The organism is Streptomyces sp. NPDC056128 (assembly GCF_042263835.1).
Classification (GTDB): domain Bacteria; phylum Actinomycetota; class Actinomycetes; order Streptomycetales; family Streptomycetaceae; genus Streptomyces.
Genome location: NZ_JBHJVQ010000024.1, coordinates 88,057 through 97,495, shown reverse-complemented (window position 1 = coordinate 97,495; position 9,439 = coordinate 88,057). Strand labels below are relative to the sequence as shown.

Sequence of the window (9,439 nt, the reverse complement as noted above, 5' to 3'; positions counted from 1 at the left end):
CTCCTCACCGTGATGCGGCTATGGTAAAACCATGGCAGAGAACACGACCATTCAGGTGTCCCGCGAGGCCCGCGACCACCTCGCCCAGGTGGCCAAGGAGCGGGGCATGACCCTCGGCCAGCTGGTCGAGCGGTTGGCCTCGGAGCAGCCGACGGCGGAGCAGATCGCGGAGCGGGTGGCGGCCACGCGCGCCGTGCTGCGTGAACGGCTGGGCTGCACACTCAGCGACGAGGAGTTCGACAACGGACCGGACGTGCTGGCCAACATCTACGCGATGGCGGCGGACAAGACCCGGGCCCTCCGGAAGAACGCCGCGTGATCATTCTCGACGCGGGTGCGGCACTGGCGCTCGCCCACGGTCACGAGGCTCTCCATCGCCTCGCCGACAACGTCGCGCACACGCCGGGTGACTGGCTGCACCTCCCGGCGCTGTGCCTCATGAAGGCCGAGGAGAGCGAGGCGAACGTCGGAGGCGCACTGATGGCGCTTCCGGGGCTGCAGGTCGATCCGCTCGGTCAGGCCGCGGCCGTCACCGTCGGCGGCATGGTGCGTGACGGCTGGGGTGGTGCCGACACCTGTCACGCGCTCTACGTGGCGACGCCGCATCTGGGCTCGGGGGGCATGTCGATCATCCTGACGGGGCGGGAGGACCTCTATCCGCCGGGCTTCCTCACCGTCGACATCGACGCCCCCGGCATGCTCGGCTACCACTGACCCGCGTCGGCCGCGCCCGTCTCCGGCGGTGGCACCGGCGCTCCCGGCAGCCGCACGGTCGCGACTGTCCCGCCGCCACCGTCCTCGCCCGGAGTCAGGGTCACCTCGCCCCCCACCTGCTGGACCGTGCGGGCCACGATCGACAGGCCCAGGCCGGAGCCCGGTAGGGCGCGGGCCGACGGGGAGCGCCAGAAGCGGTCGAAGACGTGGGGGAGTTCGTCGGCGGGGATGCCGGGGCCGTGGTCGCGGACGGTGAGGACGCCGTCGGCCAGGCGTACGTCGACGGTGCCGGAGTACGGGCTGAACTTCACCGCGTTGTCCAGGATGTTGACGACCGCGCGCTCCAGGGCCGCCGGTTCCGCCCGTACGTACCAGGGCTGTACGTCGGCCGTGATGGTCAGCTCCGGGCCGCGCAGGCGGGCGCGGCGCAGCGCCGACTCGACGACGTCGTGCCACGGGAGGATCCGCGTGCGGCCCTCGTGCTGGCCGGTGTCCGGGCGGGACAGCTCCTGGAGGTCGCCGATCAGCGCCGCCAGTTCCGTCATCTGCGCCTTCACCGAGGCGAGCAGCGCCTTGCGGTCCGCCTCCGGGATCGGGCGGCCGGTCTCCTCGCTGCGGGTGAGGAGTTCGATGTTCGTGCGGAGTGAGGTGAGGGGGGTGCGCAGTTCGTGGCCCGCGTCGGCGATGAGCTGCTGCTGGAGGTCACGGGAGCTGGCCAGGGACGCCGTCATGCTGTTGAAGGAGCGGGAGAGGCGGGCGATCTCGTCGTCGCTGTCGTCCTCGACGGGGATGCGGACGGTCAGGTCCTCGGTGCGGGCCACGTGTTCGACGGTACGGGTCAGTTCGTCCACGGGCCGCAGTCCGGTCCGGGCCACCCACAGGCCGGCCGCGCCGGCGCCGACGACGCCCGCGCCCGCCACGAAGACGAGGACGAGCGCGAGGTTGTTGAGCGAGCTGTTCACCTCGCTCAGCGGGCGCGCGGCGGAGACGGCCACGTCGGACAGGCCCGGCACGGTGTAGGTGAAGACGCGGTACTGGGTCCCGTCCGAGCCGGTGGCGTCGTGCAGGGCGTTGGCGGACGAGCCCTCGGCCACGGCGCGGTCGGCGTCCGTGAGCGGGACCTCCTCGGTGCCGATGATGAGGCAGCTCGTGTTCTGCCGGGCCACCAGTTGCACGGACGAACCGTAGGGGTTCTGCTCGTGCGTGAGCGGGTCGTGGGCGCAGAGACCGGTGCGCAGGTCCACGTACCGGCTCACCTGAGCCCGGTCCATCCGGTTCGCCTTCAGAGCCTCGTCCAGTGAACTCACCAGCACGCTCTTCACCACGAACCAGCACGCCACCGCCCCCGCCGTCACGGCGAACGCCACCGCCCCCGCCACCAGCAGCGCCAGGCGCGAACGCAGCGGCAGCGCACGATAACGGCGTACCAGACCTGTCACTCCGCGCCGCCCTGCCGCAGCACATAGCCGACGCCCCGGACGGTGTGGACCAGGCGCGGCTCGCCGCCCGCCTCGGTCTTGCGGCGCAGGTACATGACGTACACGTCGAGGGAGTTGGACGACGGCTCGAAGTCGAAGCCCCAGACCGCCTTGAGGATCTGCTCCCGGGTGAGGACCTGGCGCGGGTGTGCCATGAACATCTCCAGCAGGGTGAACTCCGTGCGGGTCAGCTCCACCGGGCGCCCGGCCCGGGTGACCTCCCGCGTCGCCAGGTCCATGGTCAGGTCGGCGAAGGTGAGGGTGTCGTCGTCCTCGGCGGTGGCCTCCACCGCCGCCGCGTAGGAGCTGCGGCGCAGCAGCGCGCGGATACGGGCGAACAGCTCGTCCAGCTCGAAGGGCTTGACCAGGTAGTCGTCGGCGCCGGCGTCCAGGCCGGTGACCCGGTCGCCGACGGTGTCACGCGCGGTCAGCATCAGGATGGGGGTCGTGTCGCCCGCGCCGCGGATGCGGCGGGCGGCGGTCAGGCCGTCCATGCGGGGCATCTGGATGTCGAGGACGACGAGGTCGGGCCGGTACGCCGCCGCCTTCTCCAGGGCGTCGGCGCCGTCGACGGCGACCTCGGTGCCGTACCCCTCGAAGGCGAGGCTGCGCTGGAGGGCCTCGCGGACCGCCGGCTCGTCGTCGACGATCAGGATGCGCTGGACGTCACGGTCACGGCCGTCGCCGTCTGCGGGGGTCATGGGTTCAGCGTCGCACGTTCGTCGCAGGTACTCGGCAGGTACTCGTGATCACTCAGTTGCTCGCGCCCGCGCGCAGGTCGGGCAGGTCCGCCTTGACGGTGTTGATCGGGATGGCGAAGCCGAGGCCGACGCTGCCCGCGCTCGCGGACGACTCGGTCGCCGAGTACATCGCGGAGTTGATGCCGATGATGTTGCCGTTCATGTCGATCAGCGCGCCGCCGGAGTTGCCCGGGTTGAGGGAGGCGTCGGTCTGGATCGCCTTGTACGTCGTCGTGGACGAGCCGGTGTCGCCGTTGAACTCCTGGCCGCCGAACTCGAACGGCCACTGGCCGCCGCCCTGCCCCTGCTGTTGCTGCTGCTGCCCCTCGTCGGTCGAGACGGTCACGTCGCGGTCGAGGGCGGAGACGATGCCGCTGGTCACGGTGCCGGTCAGGCCCTCCGGGGAGCCGATGGCGACGACCTGGTCGCCGACCCCGACGGCGTCCGAGTCGCCGAGGCTCGCGGCCTTCAGACCGGAGGCGTTCTCCAGCTTGATCAGCGCGAGGTCCTTCTTGCTGTCGGTGCCGACGACCTCGGCGGTGTACTGCTTCCCGTCGCTGGTCTTCACCTTGACCGACGAGGCGCCGGAGACGACGTGGTTGTTGGTGATGATCTCGCCGTCGTCGGTGATGATCACGCCGGAACCGGTGGAGGAGCCGGCGTTCGAGGTGGCGCTGATCTCGACGATGCTCGGGCTGACCGCCTTCGCGACCCCGGAGACCGTGCCCTTCTGGCTGGAGGGCACCACGTTCGTGCTGGTGGCAGAGGCGACGGTGTCGCCGCCGGTCAGCTCCTGGATGCCGTACGCGGTGCCGCCGCCGATGGCCGCCGCGACGATCGCCACGGCCGCGAGGAGGGCGACGGGACCGCGACGGGCCCGGCGCCTCTTCTGCGGCTGCTCGGGCGGCTGGGCCGGCGGGGGCGGCCATTCGGGGTTGACGGGAGAGGAGGCGTGCTGCTGGGCGCCCTGGTACGGGTTCTCTTGCGCGTGCTCGTACTCGCCGTTGCGGCGGAGGCTCTCGGTCATGTCCATGAGCCTCGCGCCCGAGGATGAGAGCGGCCTGAGTGCTGCCTGAGAAGCCCGGCAGAACCTCGTATGCCCGATATAAAGCCCAGGCCCCGCCCGCCGGAGGCTACACGCAGCCGCAGGACTGTCGTACGACCAGCTGCGACGGGAACACCCTCAGCCGCTCGCGGCGGGAGCCCGCGACCCGCAGGCCGTCGTCCAGGACCAGGTCGACGGCGGCGCGCGCCATCGCCGGCCGGTCCGAGGCGACCGTCGTCAGCGGCGGGTCGGCGAGATCCGCCTCCTTGATGTCGTCGAAGCCGGCCACCGCCAGCTCGCCCGGCACGTCGATGCGCAGCTCGCGGGCGGCCCGCAGCAGGCCGATCGCCTGGTCGTCGGTGGAGCAGAAGATCGCGGGCGGGCGGCGCGGCCCGGCCAGGATCTCCAGGCCCACCTTGTACGCGTCGTAGCGGTTGTACGGCGCCTCGAAGAGCCGGCCGTCGGTGGACAGCCCGGCCTCCTTCATCGCGCGCTGCCAGCCCTCGACGTGGTCGGAGACGGGGTCGCCGACGGACGGGGTCTCGGCGGTGCCGCCCATACAGGCCACGTACTCGTAGCCGTGCTCCAGCAGGTGGCGTACGGCGAGCTGGGCGCCGCCCAGGTCGTCGGTGACCACGGCGACGTCGTCGATGGCCTCGGGCCGCTCGTGCAGCAGGACGACCCGGGCGTCCCAGGCGTCGATCTCGGCGGCGGCCAGGTCGTTCAGGGCGTGGCTGACCAGGATCAGACCGGAGACGCGCATGCCGAGGAAGGCCCGCAGGTAGTGGACCTCGCGCTCGCCGACGTAGTCCGTGTTGCCGACCAGGACCATCTTCCCGCGCTCGGAGGCGGCCTGCTCGACGGCGTGCGCCATCTCCCCGAAGAAGGGCTGGCGGGCGTCCGGGATGATCAGGCCTATGAGGTCCGTGCGCCGCGACGCCATCGCCTGGGCGACCCGGTCCGGGCGGTACCCCAGTTCCTTGATCGCGGCGAGGACACGCTCGCGCGTGGCCGGGGCGACCGGCCGGGGTCCGTTGTTGATGACATAACTGACGACGGCGGTGGAAGTCCCCGCCAGCCGCGCCACATCATCCCGAGTCACCTTGGCCACGCGCGGAGTCTACGCGGATGGACCCGCTCCGGGCAGGGCGTATCACACCTTGGATGACCTTGTCGCCGCCGTGTCCGGGGCCTTCGCCCCGGCCTCCGCCCCGGCGCGCGCCGTCTTCTCGCGCTCCGTCTTCTCCCGCTCCGCCTTCTCGGACTTCGCCTTCTCCGGCTTCTCCGGCGTGACGAAGCGGTAGCCGACGTTGCGGACGGTGCCGATCAGCGACTCGTGCTCGGGGCCGAGCTTGGCGCGCAGCCGCCGTACGTGCACGTCGACCGTGCGGGTGCCGCCGAAGTAGTCGTAGCCCCACACCTCCTGGAGCAGCTGGGCCCGGGTGAAGACCCGGCCCGGGTGCTGGGCGAGGTACTTGAGCAGCTCGAACTCCTTGAACGTCAGGTCCAGGACCCGGCCCTTGAGCTTGGCGGAGTACGTCGCCTCGTCCACCGAGAGGTCGCCGTTGCGGATCTCCATCGGGGAGTCGTCGCCGACGATCTGCTGGCGGCCCATGGCCAGCCGCAGCCGCGCCTCGACCTCCGCCGGTCCCGCGGTGTCCAGCAGTACGTCGTCGATGCCCCAGTCGGCGGTGACGGCGGCGAGGCCGCCCTCGGTGACCACGAGGACCAGCGGACAGCTGAGCCCCGTGGACCGCAGCAGCTGGCACAGGCTGCGGATCTGGGGAAGGTCACGGCGCCCGTCGACGAGTATGACGTCGGCGCCGGGGGTGTCGACGAGGGCCGGGCCCTCCGCCGGAGCCACGCGGACGTTGTGCAGCAGCAGGCCGAGGGCGGGGAGCACCTCCGTCGACGGCTGAAGGGCGTTGGTGAGGAGCAGCAGAGAACTCATCGCGCCCCACCTGCCTGGGTCGTCCTACGGTCGTGCACGCTTCGCTCGCCCATAACGTCTGGTTCCTCCTCGGTCCCTGCGAGGACGTTTACGGCACTGCTTCGTACGGTGCGGATCCCGTGCCCGTGGGGCCCGCGGCGCGTCCGGGAGGTGAACGATCGGCCACGCTCCTGGAAGCACAAAAGGACCCGGGGGCTACGTTGCCCGAGTCCTCTACCCAGCAGAATAGCCGACATGAGCTACCGACCGTCAGGTCATGTGGCGCGTCCCACCCCTCGTCCAGGGAATCGTCCGCATTCCGAGACGCCCGGGGGAGCGCCCCGCCGCATGCCCGCACGCACCTTCCTGCGCAGCGCCGACGGGGTCCGGATCGACGCCGTGTACAAGCCCGCGGCGACCGACGGCGACCCCTCCGGCCTGGTGTTCGTCGTCGCGCACGGCTTCACCGCCGGCGCGGACGAGGCGCACGTGCGGCGCATCGCGCGGACCTTCGCCCGGTACGGCGCCGTGGTCACCTTCTCCTTCCGGGGCCACGGTGCCTCCGGCGGACGGTCGACGGTCGGCGACCGCGAGGTCCTGGACCTGGCGGCGGCCGTCGCGTGGGCACGCGGCTTCGGGCACGCGCGCGTGGTGACCGTCGGCTTCTCCATGGGCGGCTCGGTGGTGCTGCGGCACGCGGCGCTGTACGGCCCGGACAGCGCGGCGCGGACGGACGCCGTGGTGTCGGTGAGCGCGCCGGCCCGCTGGTACTACCGGGGCACGGCGCCGATGCGCCGGCTGCACTGGATGGTGACGCGCCCCGAGGGCCGCCTCGTCGGCCGCTACGGCTTCCGCACCCGCATCCACCACCTGGCCTGGGACCCGGAGCCGCTGTCGCCCGTGGACGCCGTCCCCCGGATCGCCCCGACGCCGCTCCTCCTCGTGCACGGCGACCGGGACGGCTACTTCCCCCTCGACCACCCCCGGATGCTGGCCCGGGCCGCCGGTGACCACGGCGAACTCTGGCTGGAGCCCGGCATGGGCCACGCGGAGCACGCGTCGGACGAGGCCCTGCTGGACCGGATCGGCGCCTGGGCGGTCTCCCGGGCGGGCTAGCCTGACGGTGTTCACCGTCAACCGATTGAGGAACCAGATGGCAAAGGTCACGGTGCGCTACTGGGCCGCCGCGAAGGCCGCCGCGGGAGTGGCCGAGGAGCCGTACGACGCGGCCACGCTCGCCGACGCGCTCGGCGCGGTGCGCGAGCGGCACCCCGGCGAGCTCACGCGCGTGCTGCTGCGCTGCTCGTTCCTCGTCGACGGCAACCCGGTGGGCACCCGCGGGCATGAGACGGTACGGCTGGCCGACGGCGGCACGGTCGAGGTGCTCCCGCCGTTCGCAGGAGGGTGAGCGATGACCGACCAGCCGTATCAGCCGCATCAGCCGCATCAGCAGTACGAGGGGTACGACGAGCACGGGAGGTGGGTCGGGCAGGGCGGGTACGACGCCCAGTGGCCCGATCAGCAGGCCCACCAGGCTCACCAAGCCCACCAGGCCCACCAGGTTCCTCAGGGTTACGAGGACCCGAACGCCGGCCAGTACACGCAGCAGTGGCAGGGGCAGACCTGGGAGACGCAGGTGCACCAGACCCAGCCGTCGGTTCAGGCGGAGGAGACGGCGTACCTGCCGCCGTACGCGTCCGAGCCGCAGCAGCAGTACCAGCAGCCTCCGGCACAGGCGTACGCACCTCAGTACCAGCCGCAGCCGCAGCCGCAGCCGCAACCCCAGCCGTACGCCCCGGCTCCCGAGACCCCGGCCCCCACCACATCCCCCGCGTCCCCCGCCTCACCCGGCGACGCCGGCTACGGTCCGGCCACCCTCGCCGGGAACACGCGGGTGACCGACGCGCAGCGGGCCCGTGCCGAGGGGCGTTCGCCGATCATCGATCCGGGGATGCAGCCGGCCGGGCTCACCGCGCTGCTCGGGCTGCTGCTGGCCGGCGCGGCGGCGCTCGGCACGTACGCGCTGCTCGTCCCGCTCGTCGCCCTCCAGGCCGTCACCGCGGCGGGCTGGTTCCGCCTGAACGGCATGTGGCCGGCCCGGCAGGGCATCGCGCTGGGCTTCGCGGGCGCGCTGGCCGCCGACGCGGCGATGCTGGTGTCGGACCGCTCCCCGGCGGCGATCCTCGGCACGCTCGGGGTGTGGGTGCTGCTCTCCCTCGTCCTGCAACTGCGCTCGCACGCCGACCCCGACGAGCGGATGTACGGCCTGATGGCGACCGTCGCCGCGACGGCCCTGGCCGTGATCGCGGGCGGGTACCTCGCCGCCGACGCGGACGCGGTGACGGTGGGCGCGGTCGCGGTGGCCGTGGCGGTCGTGGCCCGCGCCCTGCCGCTGCCCACGGCGGGTTCCGTGGTCGTCGCGCTGCTCGCGGCGGCCGGAGCGGGGATCGCGGTCGGCTCGACGACGGACTTCGGGGCGTCGGGGGCGCTGCTCGGCGCGGGCGCGGCGGTGTGCGCGCTGGTCGGCCTCCGGGTGGCGGCGTACGACTACCCGTCCCGTTTCGTCCACTTCACGGCGGGCGTGGCCCTGCCGCTGGCCGCCGCCGCGCCGGTCGTGTACGTGCTGGGCCGGGCGCTGGCCTGACCGCCGAGCGCCCGGCACGGGTGTCACAGGTGTTCGACAGAACCGGGGTGGCGCCGCCCGCCCGCGTTACGCTCGCGCTGGGACGGCCGCCGGTCGTCGGGGGACCGCTGTCGTTGACCGCCCAGGGTTGGGGAACACCGCATGCGCGCACTGCGAATACTGTTGGTCGTCGTCGTGATCCTCGGCGGCCTCTTCGTGATCGCCGACCGTGTGGCCGTCAACTTCGCCGAGGACGAGGTCGCGGACAAGGTGCGCAGCACCGAGAACCTGCCGTCGACGCCGGACGTGTCCATCAACGGGTTCCCGTTCCTCACCCAGGTCGCCGGCGGTGAGCTGGACGACGTCCAGGTGGGCATCGACGGTTACGAGGCGTCCACCGGCAAGGGCGACGAGAAGATCCGCATCGCCGAGCTGCGCGCGGACATGAAGGGCGTCGCGTTCTCCGGCGACTACAGCTCCGCCACCGCGGCCTCCGCCACCGGCACCGCGACCGTCGCCTACGACGAGCTGATGAAGGCCGCCAAGTCCGAGCCCACGGACATCGCCCCCGGCATCACCGCCAAGGTCATCGGCCTCTCCGACGGCGGCAACGGCAAGATCAAGGTGTCGCTCCAGGCCACGGTCCTGGGCGTGGACCTGCCCGAGCCGGTCGAGGTGCTCAGTTCGGTGAAGGTCAAGGACAACGACGTCGAGGTCGTCGCCGACGGCCTGCCGGAGATCGGCGGCCGGCAGCTCGCCGAGTCCCGGATCCGGGCCATCACCGACTTCCAGCAGACCATCGACGAACTGCCGGGCGGCATCAAGCTGGACAAGGTCGAGGCGGCGAAGGACGGCGTCGAGATCACGGTGAAGGGTTCGAACGTCAAACTGGCCGGGTAGGGGCCCTGG

11 protein-coding genes are annotated in these 9,439 nt (G+C 72.2%); 6 read left to right on the top strand and 5 right to left on the bottom strand.

What is annotated here, in order from left to right:
• The first annotated feature begins 31 nt into the window (after positions 1–31).
• Together ACFC1X_RS30915 and ACFC1X_RS30910 are read left to right on the top strand one after the other, a co-directional pair.
• Complete coding sequence (locus ACFC1X_RS30915; protein WP_376359841.1) at positions 32–319, top strand: hypothetical protein; 288 nt, start codon at positions 32–34, stop codon at positions 317–319.
• Entirely contained in the window at positions 316–714 is a 399-nt protein-coding gene (locus ACFC1X_RS30910) for a hypothetical protein (protein WP_376359838.1), read from the top strand. Before ACFC1X_RS30915 ends, ACFC1X_RS30910 begins: the two co-directional genes overlap by 4 nt.
• On the opposite strand, the gene ACFC1X_RS30905 is transcribed toward ACFC1X_RS30910, so the two are convergent.
• From ACFC1X_RS30905 to ACFC1X_RS30885, 5 genes are all read right to left on the bottom strand, one after another.
• Positions 705–2,153, bottom strand: a complete 1,449-nt coding sequence (locus ACFC1X_RS30905; protein ID WP_376359836.1) for a sensor histidine kinase — start codon at positions 2,151–2,153, stop codon at positions 705–707. The two genes, ACFC1X_RS30910 and ACFC1X_RS30905, sit on opposite strands and share 10 nt — an antisense overlap.
• Positions 2,150–2,893 (bottom strand): response regulator transcription factor, encoded by a 744-nt coding sequence (locus ACFC1X_RS30900; RefSeq protein ID WP_376359834.1) that lies wholly within the window; start codon positions 2,891–2,893, stop codon positions 2,150–2,152. The genes ACFC1X_RS30905 and ACFC1X_RS30900 overlap by 4 nt, the downstream gene beginning before the upstream one ends.
• Positions 2,894–2,945: 52 nt before the next feature.
• A complete protein-coding gene (locus ACFC1X_RS30895; RefSeq protein WP_376359831.1) occupies positions 2,946–3,959 on the bottom strand; it encodes a S1C family serine protease in 1,014 nt (337 codons plus the stop codon).
• 106 nt (positions 3,960–4,065) lie between these two features.
• Complete coding sequence (locus ACFC1X_RS30890) at positions 4,066–5,088, bottom strand: LacI family DNA-binding transcriptional regulator (protein ID WP_376359828.1); 1,023 nt, start codon at positions 5,086–5,088, stop codon at positions 4,066–4,068.
• Positions 5,089–5,130: 42 nt separating this feature from the next.
• Complete coding sequence (locus tag ACFC1X_RS30885; RefSeq protein ID WP_376359825.1) at positions 5,131–5,928, bottom strand: response regulator transcription factor; 798 nt, start codon at positions 5,926–5,928, stop codon at positions 5,131–5,133.
• 234 nt (positions 5,929–6,162) lie between these two features.
• On the opposite strand from ACFC1X_RS30885, the gene ACFC1X_RS30880 reads away from it, so the two are divergent.
• The 4 genes from ACFC1X_RS30880 to ACFC1X_RS30865 all read left to right on the top strand — a co-directional run bounded on the left by ACFC1X_RS30880 (position 6,163) and on the right by ACFC1X_RS30865 (position 9,430).
• Positions 6,163–7,023 (top strand): alpha/beta hydrolase, encoded by an 861-nt coding sequence (locus tag ACFC1X_RS30880; RefSeq protein WP_376359822.1) that lies wholly within the window; start codon positions 6,163–6,165, stop codon positions 7,021–7,023.
• Between the two features lie 37 nt (positions 7,024–7,060).
• Positions 7,061–7,315, top strand: a complete 255-nt coding sequence (locus ACFC1X_RS30875; RefSeq protein WP_376359819.1) for a MoaD/ThiS family protein — start codon at positions 7,061–7,063, stop codon at positions 7,313–7,315.
• 3 nt (positions 7,316–7,318) lie between these two features.
• Positions 7,319–8,551, top strand: a complete 1,233-nt coding sequence (locus tag ACFC1X_RS30870) for a hypothetical protein (RefSeq protein WP_376359816.1) — start codon at positions 7,319–7,321, stop codon at positions 8,549–8,551.
• 141 nt (positions 8,552–8,692) lie between these two features.
• On the top strand, positions 8,693–9,430 hold the full coding sequence (locus ACFC1X_RS30865) for a DUF2993 domain-containing protein (protein ID WP_376359814.1): 738 nt from the start codon (positions 8,693–8,695) through the stop codon (positions 9,428–9,430).
• Positions 9,431–9,439 lie beyond the last annotated feature (9 nt).